This is a genomic window from Polyangiaceae bacterium, from assembly GCA_015075635.1.
Taxonomy (GTDB): Bacteria; Myxococcota_A; Polyangia; order Polyangiales; family Polyangiaceae; genus JADJKB01.
This window is the reverse complement of record JABTUA010000003.1, coordinates 1,792,976-1,807,978: the sequence shown is the minus strand read 5'-3', so window position 1 is coordinate 1,807,978 and position 15,003 is coordinate 1,792,976. Positions and strand designations below refer to the sequence as shown.

Genomic DNA, 15,003 nt, shown 5'->3' with positions numbered 1-15,003 from the left:
TCAGTACCCGAACTTCGAGCTCGCCGCGGGTGCCGGCGCTGGCGCCGGTGCGGGAGGGTCCGCGTAAGGGTTGTCGCTCTTGGGGTTGGCCGGCTCCTCTTCGTCCACCTTGCCCCAGTCTCTGGACGGGGCAGCCCCGGCGTCACGCCGCTTCCGCCTCTCGTCGCGGGCTTCGCGCTCCTCGCGGGCTTCGCGCGCGCGACGCTCTGCCTTCGACTCGCGCTCCGGCGGAGCGCTGCTCGCGCTGGGTGCCGCGCTGGCGCTCTCGGCGGGTGCGGCCACCGAAGGGCTGGCGCTCGCCGGGCTCGGCGCCGGCGGCGTCAGAGCGGGCTCCGCGACCTCGCCCTGCTGCTGTTTCTGGTAGGCGACGTAGGCCAGCGCGCCAGCTCCTGCCACGATCAGCGCGACGAGGACCATGAACGCGCCGCGGCGGCTCGAGCGCACCGGCGGGAGCGCTTCGTCGTCGTCTTCGACTGCGGCGATCGGCGCGGTGATCGCGGGCGGCGGAGTCGAGACCTTCTTCACCAAGATGAGCGGCAGCGTGGCTTGCGGGGCGTGCGCCGGGGGCGCGGGCGGCAGCTCGATCGGCGGGGCTTCCGCTGCGGGCGTGGGCTTCGGCTCAGGCTCCGGCTTGTCGGCGATCACCACGGCGGGTGCCGCGACCGGCTCGCGGAACGCGGCGAGCCCGATGGCCCTCGGAGCGCGCGGGATCGAGACTTCGGGCGCTTCGTCGCCGGGGTGAAACGTGGGACGCCAGGACGCGGCGGCCGCCTGCGGTCGCACCACAGCGCCACGCTGGGCCTCGACCAGATCGCCGCACAGCTCGTTCATGAAGCGGACGAGCGCGCCGGGCCCTGGGCGCTTCCGCACGGAGAGCGTCTCGACGAACGCTGCGATGTCGGGGAAGCGCTCGGCGGGATCGCGGTGGATGGCCTGGCTCGCGATGCCCACCAGGAGCGCCGGAGCGCTGGGAGCGACCAGATCGAGGCGCGGAATGGCACCGGCCAGCGCGCGGCGCCGCACCTCCGCGGCGCTCGACGCCGTGGTCCCTTCGCCCAGGGCGTTGCGGCCGGCGAGCAGCTCCCAGAGCAAGAGGCCGAGCGAGTAAACCGCAGAGTTGGGCGTCACCCCGCGTCCGTCGAGCAGCTCCGGAGCGCGGAAGGTCAGGAGGTCGGCGTGCTCCGCCACGACGTCGAGCCCGAGCAGACCGACGTCGGCGATCAACGCGTCATCCCCGCTCGTGACCAGCACGCTCTCGGGGTGCACCCATCCGAGCGGGCGCGGGTCACCCTGCTTGGCCAGGAGCTCTTGCGTGCTCGCGACCGACCTCGCCAGGTCCAGCACCACGCGTTCGGCCAGCTCAGGGGGAATGGCGCGGTGTTTCGCTCGGGCGCGCGCGATCAGCACGGAGAGAGGGACGCCTTGGACGTATTCGGTGGCGATGACGAGCGCGTCTGCCGTGCGACTCACGTCGATGACCGCGAGCAGGCTCGGGTGGTGCAACGCCTGGGCTCGGGTGCTCGACGCGGCCCAAGCGTCGAGGGTCGCCGCCTTCCAACCGGTGGATTGACGGACGGTCCGGAGCAAGACCGCGCGCTCGGCTCCCTGGGCCACCGCGAGGGTGCCGAGCGGCCCCTGCGCCAGCTCGACGTTCGGCTTGTAGGGTTCCTGGGTCATGCCGTGGAGCGCCGTGCGGTGACACTGTGCCAACCTCTGGCTTGGCACAAGCCCGGGCAACAGAGTCGGTCCGGGCTCCGGCGCCTGCCTTCCAAGCGTGCTCGTTGCTCGCTGGCATGGCCAGTGCAAACGTGGCGCCGTGTGACGTCCGGACGTGCCTGGCTCTTGCTCTCGGCGGCTGCCGTGGCGGCCGCGTGCGGCTCGAAGAGCGGGCTCATGCTGGGCAGCGAGCAGGCCGCCGGTGGAGCCCCCACGGCCAGCGGAGGCAGCGGGGCTGTCTCGAGCGGCGGCTCGAGCGCTGGCGGCGGCGCCGGGGTCGGGGATGCCGGTCCCGACTCGCCCCCGCCCCTGCCGGACTGTGTCTACGTGCAGCACGGCGAGCCCGTCGTGATCTTCACCTACGGCGAGGGCGTGCACACGCCCTCGCTGGCGACCATCGCCGCCGCAGCGCCCGGCGTGCCGGGACGCATCGCCGTGGGCCTCATCCACGAGCACTTCTGGCACCCGGAGCTCCGCGTCGCCGAGCTCAGCGTCGGACCTGCGTGGCCGGAGGGCGTGAGCGTGACGCACGGCATGCTGCTCTACGGCATCGACGCGCACGCGCCCGGGCAGCTGATCACGGCGGCGGGCGGCGGCTCGGAGCTGGCGTTGCTCTACTACCACGCGGACGAAGCCAGCCCGAACGTGATCCCCGGGGTGAAGTTCCGGCGCTTCGACACCAGCGCGTGGAAGCCCTTCGACGAGGTGTTCATCGAGCAGCTCGGCGGCTACGCCTACTCCATCGCCGCGGGTCCGGCGCTCGGCAAGGGCATGGGCTGGGGCGGACTCGGCTACGGCGTCACCTGGCGCTCCGCCACCAGCGGCGACGCCGGCAACTACGTGGTCTCGGCGCGAGCGGCGGTGACGGACACCGCGGGCAACGTCGTGGCAGGGCCCGTGGAGGTAGCGCCGCCGAGCGCCTATCCCGGCGTCGGCGCGACCATCGCCTGGAACGGTCAACACTACCTGGTGGCCGCTAACCCAAAGCCCTGCGAGGGCAGCGGACCGGAGTGCGCGAACCGCGTGGAGATCGCGCGCCTCGAGCCCGGCGTCGGTCCCGCGGCGAAGCTCGTCCCCGCATCGATCGTGGGCGGGATGGTGGGTAAACGCGCCCGCACGCCGCTCGTGCGCTCGCACACCGGCGCGACCTGGGTGGCCTGGCGAGAGCAGCCGGCGGATGCGAAGCCGGGCGACGACCCGCCGAGCACGCTGAGGCTCGCCGGCTTCAGCCCCGACGGCCTCGTGCTCACGAGCAGCTGGCAGACCGACGCCCACCCCGACGCCGGCGCCGAGCTCCTGGCTTCCGATCAAGGTCTGCTGCTCGTCTGGGGCGAGCGCGTGGACCAGACGCTCCCACCCAACCAGGTGGGGCACTCGCGCTTGCGCTTGCGCCAGCTCTCGAAGGCGGGGCACCAGCTTCAAGAGCTCGAGCTACCGACCACCAGCCTGACCACCGGCACCGCCTACGCCGCGATCACCCTGGCCGAGCCGCGCGCGCTGCTCGTGGCATGGACGGCGCAAGCGAACGCCGGCGGCCAGGCCCACGCGCAGCTGGCGCGCTTCGATTGTTTCCCCCAATGACCCGCAATGCTTGCACGAGAGCGTTCCGGAGCCGAGTGCTAGAAGAAAGACGAGGTGCCCTGATGTCCCGCATGAAGACCCTGTCGGCGTTGACCCTGACTCTCAGCTTCTGCTTGGTCGCTGCTTGTGGCTCCGACGACTCCTCGTCGTCGTCGAGCGGCGGCAGCTTGGTGAGCTTCAAGGGCAGCGCGTGCAAGAAGGAGGGCAATTCCAGCGCGCTCACCGCAGAAGAGGCCTACGCGGGGCTCCAGTGCGTGCGCTGGAAGAGCGTGGACGCCGACACCGTGAAGATCGACCTCTTGAACTTCGAGGGCGCGTGCGGTGCCGAGTGGAAGGGTCAAGCGAAGGAGGTCGACGGCGGCCTCGAGCTCCGGCTGGCAAACCCGGGCTGTCTGCTCGCGGCCTGCGGCGTCTGCATCTACGACTGGTCCTTCGAGGTGAAGGCCAAGGGCGGCGCCGACCTGCCGGTGAACATCGTGACCGATCCCTGCCCCGGCGAGCAGACGCCGGAGACTCTCGCCGCGACCGTCCCGCTCGGGTCGGCGGCGGAGGGCGAGCTCTGCCGCTACGCCGACCACGGCGCGCTCGGCTGGCAGGCGTCGTCCCTCGGGACCTGCGGCAAGGCCTACATGCCCTGCCGGACGGGCAGCGACATGTGCGCCGGAAGCGGCGGCGAGCCGGAGTGTGAGGCGGGGCTCACCTGCGCCGACGGCGCGTCCGCGGGCGAGAAGATCTGCCACGCCACCTGCACCGGCGACGGCGACTGCGCCCCGACCGGGACCATGAAGTGCGACGGCGGCCTGTGCCGCCCGGCCAAGCCCTGGTAGCCGCTCACCACCAAGGCTCGCGACAGCCGGCGAGCTCGGCGGCCTTCTCCGCTCCGGCGCGCTGTTCGCGCGGCAAGCTGGCCAGGGCGAGCACCGACCTGGGCCAGCTCGACTCGGCCGCGCGCCGCGACTCGCCGGCCTTCTGCACCGCCGCGACGACCTTGGCTTCGTCGCAGGTCTCGAGGCCGAAGGCGCAGGCAATCAGGATCTTCTCGGCGGCGTCCACGCCCTTCATGGCCTGTCCGCAGCGCGCGGCTTCACCGTCCGCCGCGAGGCCGAGCTTCTCGGTGTCTCGCTTGCCGAGCTTCTTCTTCTCCACGAGCTTCCAGCGGCCGGCGAGCGCCGCCTGGTACGCCGCGACGGCCTTGGGCAGGAAGTCAACCATCTCGACGGACGCGGCCTGGGTCACCGCGCCGAGGCGAACGCGCCCTTCGACGTCGACGTCCGCAAGCTCATGCGACTTTCCGCGAAGCATCGCGGGGACCAACTTCGTCGACGAGAGATCGGCGTGGAGCGCCTTCTTCTTGGCCTCCCCCAGCGCGGCGAACAGCGGCGTCAAGGCGTCGTCCTTGGCCCGGAGCGCCGTCTCCAGATCTGCCGAGTTGCGGACCGCGTCGATGTTGCCCTCGATCGCCGCGATCAGGATGCGCAGCGCCTCCGTGCTCTGCTTGGAGTCGGCAGCGGTCTTCGCCGCCAGATCCACCGACGACAGGAACGCCGGCAGCGCAGCCCGATAACGCGCCTTGGGCTCACCTTCCACGCGCAGCGTGGGGAAGGCGGCGAGAAACGCCACGTCGCCCAGATGAGGCAGGCGCCCGACGCGCAGGAGCGGACCCTCTGGCCCGTCGAAGCGCCGCGCCAGCACGAGCTCGCCGTCGGTACACGGCTTGCGGAGCTCGAGGTAGGCGTCCACGCTGGTCGCGCGCTTGCCGCAGGTCATGAGCACTGCTCCGCTGCCGTCCTCGAAGATCAGCGGCAGCAGCGCCGGATCCAGCTTGGAGCCGCCGGCGAACGCGAGCGGCTCGACCTTTGCAGAGGCCCCCGAGCGCACCGCCAGCTCCAGCACCGCCGCGGTCTGCGAGATGGGGCGCACGGACGAGACGCAGCGCGCGCGGTACGTGTCGATGGCGGCGAAGCCGTCCTGACACGCGAACTGCTGCGTGCAGGCGCCCGCCTTCTGCACGTCCGTCAGGAGCGCCGGGCAAGCCCGCGCGTCCAGCTGCGAGCGCCCCCCGCCGCCGCGCTCGATCGCGACCTCGAGCATGCGCAGCACCAGCGGCGTGCTGAAGTCCGCGCAGCGGGTGGCCCAGCTCTGCGCGTCCCCCGCGCAGTCCTCCCGCTTGCCGCACCCGTTCTTCAGTAGGCGCTCGACCTCTTGCTCGCAGGCCACCGGCGCCGTGCGCGCCTTCTTCCGAAGCTCTTCGACCCGGCGCTCGACGTCACCGGAGAGCTCCGGCGTCAGCTTCTTGCAGACGCGCAGCCAGTCCTCGGCGAGGGACGCGGCGTGGGAGCACAGCGCCCCCGTGCACTTCGCCTCGCTCTCCAGGCTCGTCACCAGCGCGCGGCACTCGGCCTTGCGCCCGCCGGGCACACCGTCCGTCGCGTACAGCCACTCCGCGCTCTGGGGCTCGGTCGAGCTCGAGGCTGGCTCGGGTGGGGGAGCCTCCACCGCCGGTGGTGGGGCGGCGCAGGCGACGGACCCGCAAGCGCAGAGCAAAGAGGAGACGAAAGCTCGCATCGGTGCGCCCCCCTCCGGGGCGAGCCGGAGCTTTTACGGCCGAAACACCCCCGACCGCAAGCCTCAGCGCTTTGACGAGACAGGCGCCGCGTCCGCGTCTAGAAACAGCGCCGTGACGCGACCGTACATCGTCGGAGTCGCCGGCGGCACTGGCTCGGGCAAGACCACCGTCGCCCGCTCCATCGCATCCGCTTTGCCCCAGGGCACCGCGACCCTACTGGAGCACGACAGCTACTACAGGGATCGTCCCGACATCAGCTACGAGGAGCGCTCGGAGCTGAACTTCGACCACCCGGACTCGCTGGAGACGGAGCTCTTGGTCGAGCACCTGGACGCGCTTCGGCGGGGCGAGAGCGTGGACGTTCCGAGCTACGACTTCTCCACGCACCGCCGCCGGGAAGAGCGGCACAGGGTCGCGCCCGCTCCCGTCATCGCCGTGGAGGGCATCCTGGTCTTCGCCGACGAGCGCCTGCGGCAGCGCTTCGATCTCAAGGTGTTCGTGGACACCGACGCCGACATCCGCGTGTTCCGCCGCATCCGTCGCGACCTCGAGCAGCGCGGGCGCACCTTCCAGTCGGTGCGCGATCAGTACTACCGAACCGTGCGCCCCATGCACCTTCAGTTCGTCGAGCCGAGCAAGCGCTGGGCCGACGTGATCGTCCCCGAGGGGGGAAAGAACAGCGTCGCCATCGAGCTCCTGGTCAGCAAGCTCAAGAGCGTGATCAGCGGCTGAACTGGAAGGTCCAGCTGGCCGCGGTCGAGTCCCGCGCCGGATCGAACCGGACCGCCAGCAGCCCCTGCGACAGGCACTCGGCCAGCTTCGGATCCGCGAGCGGCGCGCCGGGCAGCGCAATGCCGGGAGGCGCGACGTCGGTGGCCCGCGTCACCTGCCCCGCCGGAGCGATGTCGAAGAAGATGGTGACCGTGCCGCTCTTGCCCAGCATGAACGACTCGCTCCTTTGGTAGCAGTCGGTGAAGCGCGGCGTGCTCGCCTCGACCCCTCGGGAGATGTCCTCGGGGCGACGATCCGGCAGGTTGCCTGCGGGCGGCCCAGGTGCTGCCGTTGGTCCGGGTCCCGGGGGCGGATAGTAATAAGGAGGCGGCCGGCGCGCGGGGGCGCTCGATTCGCAGGCGACGAGCCCGACGAGCAGGACGAGCGCGCTCGAGCTCGGGTTGGTTGTGCCAATTTCGCGCACTCGGTGCCCTTCCGCCATTACTATGCCCGTTCGGTGTCGTTTCGAGCGAGCTATCGGCTGGCATTTGGAATTTCCCTCGTCCTCGGCGCCGGGGTCGCAGGCTGCCCGCCGGGCTCGCTGGAGGATCCCGAGCGATTTCTCGACGGCGGCATGGGCGGAGGCAGCGCCACCTGCCCGACCGGCTACGACGTGCCCTCGGATCTGTTCGCCAAGAAGTGCGTCGACTTGTGCCACGACGACAGCGACCCGGACGGAGCGCTCGACCTGAAGTCGGCGAATCCCGCCTCGCGGCTGATCGGCGTGGCTTCGAGCGACGGCGACTGCGCGACGCGCTTGCTCATCGACCCGGCGACCCCGGAGCAGAGCTTCTTGATCGAGAAGCTGACCAGCAAGAGCCCGCAGTGCGGCGATCAGATGCCCGACACCCTGACCAAGGCGACGGCCTCCGAGATCGAGTGCGTGAGGCAGTGGGTCTACAGCCTGGTCGGGAGCGGCACCGACTCCGGCGCCGCGGGCTCCGCCGGCGCCGCGGGCAGCGGCGGAGCGACCGACTCTGGAGGCGGCGGGTGACGCTCCTCGGTCGGCGCGCGTCGCTCCTGTTGCTGCTGCTCGCGTGCTTCGCCTTCGCGAAGCGCGCGCAGGCAGCGGACCCACGGCTCGTGGTGGTGAACGACGCTCGGGGCCCGAGCGGCGAGCTGATCCGCGAAGCCATCGTCAAGGCGCTGATGAGCCACGCGGAGGTCCGCGTGGTGAGCCTCGCGCACGTGAAGAAGAGCGCGGACAAGCTCGGCGCGAACCTGGGCGACCCGCGCGGCGCCGTCGCGCTCGGCACCAGCCTGGGTCTCGCCGCCATCGTGGACGCGGAGGTGAAGGGCCAGGGCAAGGACTGGTCGGTGGCGCTGCGCGTGCGCGCGACGAGCGACGGCGACATCGCCGAGAGCCACCAGTTCCGGGCCACCAGCGCCGCGGAGCTTGCCCAGAGGGTCGGCGAGAAAGCCTGGAAACAGATCGGCGGCTCCCTGGCGGACGCCAAGGTCCCCGGGGGCTCGAGCAAGCGTGTGGTGGTCCTCGGGCTCACGGGTCCGAAGGCCGCCGTGGTGCGCGGCTACGTGGTCAAAGCCGTGAACCGCCAGAAGGGCGTCAAGGTGATGTCCGAGCGCGACACCAAAGGACAGCTCCCGCCCAAGGACGCCGGCGCGAAGGACCTCGCGGCGGCCGCCGAGGTGCTGCGCGCGTCTGCGTTCGTCGGCGGCGAGGTGAAGATCACCGGGCAGGCCGCCAGCCTCGACGTGAAGCTCTACAACGGCGGCGACGGAGAGCTGATGACCGAGGCCACGCTCAAGGGAGCGGGGCTTCAGGGCTTGAATCGCACCATCCAGAACGAGCTCGGCAAGAAGCTCGCGGGCCCGCTCGGGGAGGCTCAGCTACCTCCCCTGCCGGAGGAACAGCTCGGCGGCGCAGCTCCCGCGGAGGGCAGCGGCGAAGGCGACGCCGAGCCGGCAGAAGACGGCGAAGCAGAGGCGGAGTCGCCCGCCGAGCCCCGGAGCCGCCCGGGGGCGCTGCCCTCGGCGTTGGAGGTCGGGCTCGGCATGCGCGCCTTCGCGCGCAACTACCGCTACACCGACGACCTGTTCGGCACCCTGCGCGCGTACAAGCTGGGCGCCGCGCCGGCGGCCATGCTCTGGCTGCGCTGGTACCCGGGCGCTCACTTCACCAGCGGCATCCCCGCGCACGTCGGGCTCGCCGCCGGCTACGAGCAAGGCTTCGGCCTGAAGAGCGAGGACTCGAGCGGCGAGAGCTACGACACCAGCATGACCGAGTGGTACGCCGGCTTGCGCGGGCGCGTGCCCTTCGACGTGCACGAAGCCGGCGTCCAGGTCACCTACGGCAAGCACAGCTTCCGCGTGGACGACGACCCGACGAACCCCCTGGTGCCCAATACCGGCTACGAATACCTGCGCGTCGGCATCGACGGACGAGTGCGCGTGTCCCGGGTGTCGATCAGCGCCGAGCTGGGCCACCGCTTCGTGCTCGACGCCGGGGAGGTCGCGTCCCGCACCTGGTTCCCGCACGCCACCGCCAGCGGCTTCGACGCCGGAGTCCGCGCGGGCTTCGAGCTCGTGAGCGGGCTCGAGGTGATGGCCGGCTTCGACTTCCGCCGCTACGCGTTCGACATGAACCCGAAGCCCGGGGACGCGAACGTCGCCGGCGGCGCGCTCGACCAGTATTACGGCGGCTGGGGCGGCGTCTCGTACCGGCTGGACGGCTCGGGCGAGTGAGATTTGACGCGACCCGTGGCCTCTGCGAAGACACCGGAGCTCATGCGACTTCTCTTGCGCGTGGCGCTGGCCGCGCTGACCTTCGCGGCGCTCTTTTCGTGGAGCCGTCCCGCTTCCGCGTACGCGTGGATGATCCGGCACGGCTACGGCGGCTGCACGACGTGCCACGCCGACCCGTCCGGAGGCGAGACACTCACCCGCTACGGGCGCGCGCAGAGCGATCTGCTGCTCCGCATGCGCTACGGAGAGGACAGCGTCTCCGCGGGGGCGAGCGAGACCAGCGCGCCCAAGGACGACTCCTTCGACTCCTTCGACGAGGACCTCGCGGGCGACGCGCCCAAGCCGAAGAAGCCCGCGCCGAAGCCCGAGCCGGAGGCCGCCGAGGAGACCGGCCCGAGCAGCTCCTCGGGCTTCTTGTGGGGCCTGTTCGAGCCGCCGGACTTCATGCTGCTCGGCGGCAGCCTGCGCACGGTGGGCCTGCTCTCGGGCGGTGACTTCCGCTACTTCCCGATGCAGGCGGACCTCTACGGCCAGCTCGCGTTCGGGCCGGTCAAGCTGGGCGGCAGCATCGGCGCCGCGAAGGTCAAGGAGGGCTCGCCGCACGCGCGCGCCGCGCAGGTGACCACCAATCAGGGCGACGAGCTGAACCTGATCTCGCGCACGCACTGGTTGGGCCTCGACCTGGGCAGCCGAGGCGATCTCTTGCTCCGCGCCGGACGCCTCAACCTGCCGTTCGGCATCCGCATGAGCGAGCACGTGATGTGGGTGCGCGAGGCCACGCGCACCGATCGCGAGTCGGACCAGCAGCACGGCGCCGCCCTGGCCTACAGCGGCATGAACCTGCGCGCGGAGGTCATGGCCATCGCCGGCAACTACCAGCTCGGCCCGGACAAATACCGCGAGCGCGGCTACAGCCTGTACGTCGAGGCGCTGGCCTCGAAGTCCGTCGCGGCGGGCGCCAGCAGCCTGCTCACCTTCGCCAAGGCCGACCGCATGACGCTGGAGCAGGAGAGCACCGCGCGCGGGGCGCACGGAGCCTTCGCGCGGTTCGCGCCCGCCGGGGCCCTGGCGGTCCTGGTCGAAGCGGACGCCCTGCACATGTCGCGCCGGGATCTCGGCTACGTGGGCTTCGCGCAGCTCGACTACGAGCTCACGCAGGGGCTGCACCTCGGAGCCACGGGCGAGGCGCTGGACATCGGCTACCAGCAACAGCCGAGCGGCAACCTGGGCATCGACCTGCCGCGCCAGGTCGGCGCCGGCAAGCCGCGCTTCGGCGGCTGGCTCACCGTCGACTGGTTCTTCCTGCCGCACTGCGAGCTCCGCGTGGACGCCATCGTGCGGCAAGAGAGCGCGTTCACGCTGCTCAGTCAGCTCCATGTGTTCCTGTGATCGCCATGACCTCGAAGCGAATCCTCGGTCTCTGCGTCGGCACCTTCGCCCTCTTCGCTTGGGCCGCGCCCGCGGTGGCCTCCGACGAATACCCGGCGGCGCTTCGCACCGCGACGGGCGCGCCTTGCCCCCCGCCCTGTACGGTCTGCCACCTGACCATGAACGGCGGCGCCGGGACGGCGGTGAAACCCTTCGCGGACGCGATGATCGAAGAAGGGCTCGACGGCGAAGACGAGTCGCTGGTGAAGTCCGCGGCAGCCAAGCTGAAGGCGGCGCCGAAAGACAGCGACGGCGACGGCATGGACGACATCGCCGAGCTCGCGGCGGGCCGCGATCCGAACGTCGCCGGCGCCGGCGATCTGTGCGGCCCGGAGTACGGCTGCGGCGCGCGCGTCGAGCCAAGCGGCGCCCTCGACGGACACGCCCTCCTGCTCGCGCTCGGCGTCGCGCTCGCGCTCGGCGCGCGCGTTCGCCGGCGTAATGCGCCGCGTCGCTAGAGATCACGCGCACATCAGCCGACGTTGTCGGACTTGATTGACGTCATCTCTCTGGTTCCGTAGCGTTATCTAGTCTGGCGGGCTCTTGTTGCCGAGAGCCCGCCCAACCGGAGGAATCAGATGCGAGAACCTCTTCGGCGGAACCCCGGCTGGCTGGCGGGCCTCTTGGGCGCGGCCGCGGCCGCGGGGCTCACGGGCTTCGGCTGCAGCAGCGACTCGGATCCGGGCAAGAGCGGTGGCTCCGGCGGCACCGGCCAGACCGGCCAGTGCCTGAGCACCCGCGAGTACTTCGCGGAAAAGGTTTGGGCGCCGGTGATGGCCGAGCACTGCCTCAAGTGCCACGCGCCGGACGGCGAGGCCGTGATGGAGGGCGCCAAGTTTCAGCTCCTGCCCGCGTCGTACCCGGGCTTCCTCGACGCGAACCTGGAGATGGCGAAGAAGTTCGCGAAGACGCAGTACGACGGCAAGAGCTACCTGCTGTTCAAGCCCCTGGGCGACATCGATCACGGCGGCGGCGTGGTGTTCGAGGCGGGCAGCCCCGAGCACCAAGCGCTCGAGTCGTTCGTGAAGAACCTGCCGGCCACGGAGGCCTGCGCCGGCGGCAGCTCGGCGATGTCCTTCGACGACGTGGTGCAGCTCGACGCCCTGAGCACCCTGCGCAAGGCCAGCATCACCCTCTTGGGCCGGCTGCCCAAGCCGGCAGAGATCGAGAAGGTCGTCACCGAAGGCGAGGCCGCCCTCTCCGCCGTGCTGCTCGAGATGATGAAGGAAGACGCCTTCTTCGACCGAATCAAGGAGATCTTCAACGACGTCTACCTGACCGACCGCTACCTGGGCTACTCGAGCTACGCCGCGAATCTGCTCAACAAGACGCAGTTCCCCAACGCGGGGGATGCCTGGTTCGAGACGCTGCCGACCGCGGATCAGACCAAGGTCAATCGGGCGCTCGCTCGCGAGCCGCTCGAGCTCGTCGCGCACATCGTGAAGAACGACAAGCCCTTCTCGGAGGTGGTCACCGCCGACTACACGGTGATGAACTACTTCTCCGCCAAGATCTACAACGCGGATCTGAACGGCCTCTCCCAGACGGACGAGACCGACTTCCAGGAGCGGAAGATCGTGGCGCTGGGCGAGGGCACCATCCCGCACGCCGGCGTCTTGTCCAGCCCGGTCTGGCTGAACCGCTTCCCGACCACGCCGACCAACCGGAACCGGCACCGGTCGCGCATGATCTTCAAGTTCTTCCTGGCCACCGACATCCTGAAGGTCGCGGAGCGGCCGCTGGATCCGACGGCGGCGACGGCGGTGCAGAACCCGACCATGAACGATCAGAGCTGTAGCGTCTGCCACCGCATGATCGACCCCATCGCCGGCGCGTTCCAGAAGTACGACGACAACGACCAGGAGAAGTTCGAGCCGAAGAACACCTGGCACAACGACATGGTGCTCTCCGGCTTCGGCGGCGAGGTCATGGAGAACAAGGACTACGACGCCGCGCTGCCCTGGCTGGGCGCGCGCATCGTCGCGGATCCGCGCTTCTCGCTCTCGGTCGTGTACACGATGTACACGGCGCTGACGGGGCAGGAGCCCCTCGAGTACCCGCGGAGCGCCGACTCGCCCACGCTCAAAGAGGAGCTCGCCGCCTGGACGGCGCAGGACGCGATGTTCCGGCGCATCGCCGACACCTTCGTGAAGGAAGGCCAGAACCTGAAGCTGGTCGTGCGCGACATCGTGCTCTCGCCCTACTTCCGCGGGAAGAACACCAAGGCGGCCCTCAGCGAAGGACGCGCGGCCGAGCTCGCCGGCGTCGGCACCGGACGGCTGATCATCCCCGAGGTGCTGGGCCGCAAGATCCGCGCGGTCACTGGGCTCCCCTGGGGCAAGGGCGTCGGCTACTACAAGACCGACTACCTGAGCTCGGACTACCGCATCCTCTACGGCGGCATCGACTCGGACGACGTGACCAAGCGCCTGTCCGCGCCGAACGGCGTGATGGCCAACGTGGGCTGGCGCATGGCCAACGAGGTCGCCTGCCAGACCACGGCCTGGGACCTCTCCGTGGACGATCCGGCCGCGCGCTTCTTGTTCCCCTACGTGGAGGTCGCGGACACGCCGGACACCAGCGCGGCAGCCATCAAGAAGAACATCCAGTATCTGCACGCCCACGTGCTGGGCGAGGCGCTGCCGCTCGGCGACCCGGAGCTCGACAAGACCTACCAGCTCTTCGTGGACACCTGGAACGAGGGCAAGGCGGCCATCGCCGCGAAGACCCTGACGGCGGACATCGTCTACTCGTGCCGGGCTCGCAAGAACCCCTACACCGACCAGGATCTACCCACCGCCGAGCGCCTCGAGAAGGACCCGGACTACACCGTGCGCGCGTGGATGGCCGTGGTCACCTACCTCATGTCCGATTTCCACTTCCTGTACGAGTGAGGAGACCGCCATGGAACGACGAAGCTTCCTGAAAGCCGCAGCGCTCGCTGGTCTCGCCGTCACGGCTCCCGTCTTCACCCGAGACGCAGGCGCCGCGACCCCCTACGGCGGCCCCTTCTACATCATGGTCAACGCCGGCGGCGGTTGGGATCCGAACTTCATGTTCAACCCGACGCTGAACAAAGACCACAACCGGCTCTACACCGAGATCAAGAAGGTCGGGAACATCCCCTACGCGCCGATCCCGCTGGATCTCGCCGCGATGGGGCTCGACACCACCACCGGGTACGAGAGCTACCTGATGGACAACGAGGCGTTCCTGAACAAGCACGGCGCCCAGCTCTGCGTGCTGAACGGCGTGGACACCTCCACCAACAATCACGACGCCGGCAATCGAACCATGTGGTGCGGTCGCATCTCCGAGGGATACCCGGCGCTCGGCGCGCTCATCGCCGGAGTCCGCGCGCCGGAGAAGCCGATGGCTTTCATCTCGAGCGGCGGCTACGACGCGACGCAGAACATCGTGCCGCTCACCCGCGTGAACAGCGTGGCCACGCTGAAGAAGATCGCGTTCCCCAACAACGTGGACCCGAACAATCTGGCCGGCGACAAGTACCACACCACCGACACCTTCAGCCGCATCGCCAAGGCGCAGGCCGAGCGCATCGCGCGCCTCCAGGGCGGCCAGCGCCTGCCCACCATCCAGCGCTCGATGGACGGACTGTTCCTGGCGCGGGTCGCCGAGAACGAGCTCGCGGACCTGCAAATCCCCGCGACGCTGGTGGACCTGCCGGGCAACGCGCTGAGCGATCTCGAGCGCATGCTCCAGCAGGCGCAGCTCGCCATCGCCGCGTTCAAGTCCGGCCTCGCCGTCGCCGCCAACGTCAGCATCGGTGGCTTCGACACCCACGGCAACCACGACACGAACCAGCGACGCCAGCTGGCAAAGCTCTTGTTCGGGCTGTCGTTCATCATGGACGAGATCTCGGCCAACGGCCTCGCCAACAAGGTCGTGGTGCTCTCGGCCAGCGACTTCGGTCGCGGGCCCCACTACAACGGCACCAACGCCGCGAGCGGCAAGGACCACTGGTCGATCACCAGCTTCCTGGCCATGGGCCCCGGCATCGCCGGCAACCGCGTGATCGGCGGCACGCTGGAGGCCTCGCAGAAGCCGAAGAACATCGACCCGACCAGCTTGAACGTGGTGGACGGCGACGCCGGTGTGCGCCTGCGCCCCGAGCACATCCACCGCGCGCTGCGCATCAAGGCCCAGGTCGCCGGGAGCCAGGCCGAGAAGGCGTTCCCGTTGCCCGGGGAGGACCTTCCGCTCTTTGGCTGATAGAC

Annotated in this window: 12 protein-coding genes; 9 read left to right on the top strand and 3 right to left on the bottom strand. The window is 70.2% G+C overall.

All coding sequences use genetic code 11. The annotated features are described in order from the left end of the window. On the bottom strand, nucleotides 1–1,677 hold the full coding sequence (locus HS104_38715; protein MBE7485893.1) for a protein kinase: 1,677 nt from the start codon (nucleotides 1,675–1,677) through the stop codon (nucleotides 1–3). 141 nt (nucleotides 1,678–1,818) lie between these two features. On the opposite strand from HS104_38715, the gene HS104_38710 reads away from it, so the two are divergent. Together HS104_38710 and HS104_38705 are read left to right on the top strand one after the other, a co-directional pair. Continuing rightward, a complete protein-coding gene (locus HS104_38710; protein MBE7485892.1) occupies nucleotides 1,819–3,297 on the top strand; it encodes a hypothetical protein in 1,479 nt (492 codons plus the stop codon). A 62-nt stretch (nucleotides 3,298–3,359) separates the two neighbouring features. Continuing rightward, nucleotides 3,360–4,124 carry a hypothetical protein gene (locus HS104_38705; protein MBE7485891.1) on the top strand — a complete coding sequence of 255 codons (765 nt, stop codon included), beginning with the start codon at nucleotides 3,360–3,362 and terminating at the stop codon, nucleotides 4,122–4,124. 4 nt (nucleotides 4,125–4,128) lie between these two features. Here the strand turns inward: HS104_38705 and HS104_38700 are convergent, their stop codons facing one another. Next, nucleotides 4,129–5,388 carry a hypothetical protein gene (locus tag HS104_38700; GenBank protein MBE7485890.1) on the bottom strand — a complete coding sequence of 420 codons (1,260 nt, stop codon included), beginning with the start codon at nucleotides 5,386–5,388 and terminating at the stop codon, nucleotides 4,129–4,131. Between HS104_38700 and udk the strand changes: the two genes are divergently transcribed. Further along, the gene (gene udk, locus HS104_38695; GenBank protein MBE7485889.1) at nucleotides 5,387–6,595 is read left to right on the top strand and encodes a uridine kinase; all 1,209 of its coding nucleotides are present in this window, start codon (nucleotides 5,387–5,389) and stop codon (nucleotides 6,593–6,595) included. The genes HS104_38700 and udk overlap by 2 nt on opposite strands. Here the strand turns inward: udk and HS104_38690 are convergent. Further along, a complete protein-coding gene (locus tag HS104_38690) occupies nucleotides 6,585–7,058 on the bottom strand; it encodes a hypothetical protein (protein ID MBE7485888.1) in 474 nt (157 codons plus the stop codon). The two genes, udk and HS104_38690, sit on opposite strands and share 11 nt — an antisense overlap. Nucleotides 7,059–7,091: 33 nt before the next feature. On the opposite strand from HS104_38690, the gene HS104_38685 reads away from it, so the two are divergent. The 6 genes from HS104_38685 to HS104_38660 all read left to right on the top strand — a co-directional run bounded on the left by HS104_38685 (nucleotide 7,092) and on the right by HS104_38660 (nucleotide 14,998). Beyond that, complete coding sequence (locus HS104_38685) at nucleotides 7,092–7,628, top strand: hypothetical protein (GenBank protein MBE7485887.1); 537 nt, start codon at nucleotides 7,092–7,094, stop codon at nucleotides 7,626–7,628. Next, nucleotides 7,625–9,337 carry a hypothetical protein gene (locus HS104_38680; protein MBE7485886.1) on the top strand — a complete coding sequence of 571 codons (1,713 nt, stop codon included), beginning with the start codon at nucleotides 7,625–7,627 and terminating at the stop codon, nucleotides 9,335–9,337. The genes HS104_38685 and HS104_38680 overlap by 4 nt, the downstream gene beginning before the upstream one ends. Before the next feature lie 15 nt (nucleotides 9,338–9,352). Next, nucleotides 9,353–10,726, top strand: coding sequence for a hypothetical protein (locus HS104_38675; GenBank protein ID MBE7485885.1), 1,374 nt, complete (start codon nucleotides 9,353–9,355; stop codon nucleotides 10,724–10,726). 5 nt (nucleotides 10,727–10,731) lie between these two features. Next, the gene (locus HS104_38670; GenBank protein ID MBE7485884.1) at nucleotides 10,732–11,223 is read left to right on the top strand and encodes a hypothetical protein; all 492 of its coding nucleotides are present in this window, start codon (nucleotides 10,732–10,734) and stop codon (nucleotides 11,221–11,223) included. Between the two features lie 120 nt (nucleotides 11,224–11,343). Beyond that, a complete protein-coding gene (locus tag HS104_38665; protein MBE7485883.1) occupies nucleotides 11,344–13,659 on the top strand; it encodes a DUF1592 domain-containing protein in 2,316 nt (771 codons plus the stop codon). A 10-nt stretch (nucleotides 13,660–13,669) separates the two neighbouring features. Continuing rightward, on the top strand, nucleotides 13,670–14,998 hold the full coding sequence (locus tag HS104_38660; GenBank protein MBE7485882.1) for a DUF1501 domain-containing protein: 1,329 nt from the start codon (nucleotides 13,670–13,672) through the stop codon (nucleotides 14,996–14,998). The last annotated feature ends 5 nt before the right edge of the window (nucleotides 14,999–15,003 follow it).

What these genes read in the sequence shown, in the direction of transcription:
- HS104_38705 (MBE7485891.1), top strand. Translation starts at nt 3,360, where the DNA reads ATGTCCCGCATGAAGACCCTGTCGGCGTTGACCCTGACTCTCAGCTTC.
- HS104_38660 (MBE7485882.1), top strand. Translation starts at nt 13,670, where the DNA reads ATGGAACGACGAAGCTTCCTGAAAGCCGCAGCGCTCGCTGGTCTCGCC.
- HS104_38665 (MBE7485883.1), top strand. Translation starts at nt 11,344, where the DNA reads ATGCGAGAACCTCTTCGGCGGAACCCCGGCTGGCTGGCGGGCCTCTTG.
- HS104_38715 (MBE7485893.1), bottom strand. Translation starts at nt 1,677, where the DNA reads ATGACCCAGGAACCCTACAAGCCGAACGTCGAGCTGGCGCAGGGGCCG.
- HS104_38670 (MBE7485884.1), top strand. Translation starts at nt 10,732, where the DNA reads ATGACCTCGAAGCGAATCCTCGGTCTCTGCGTCGGCACCTTCGCCCTC.
- HS104_38700 (MBE7485890.1), bottom strand. Translation starts at nt 5,388, where the DNA reads ATGCTCGAGGTCGCGATCGAGCGCGGCGGCGGGGGGCGCTCGCAGCTG.
- udk (MBE7485889.1), top strand. Translation starts at nt 5,387, where the DNA reads ATGCGCAGCACCAGCGGCGTGCTGAAGTCCGCGCAGCGGGTGGCCCAG.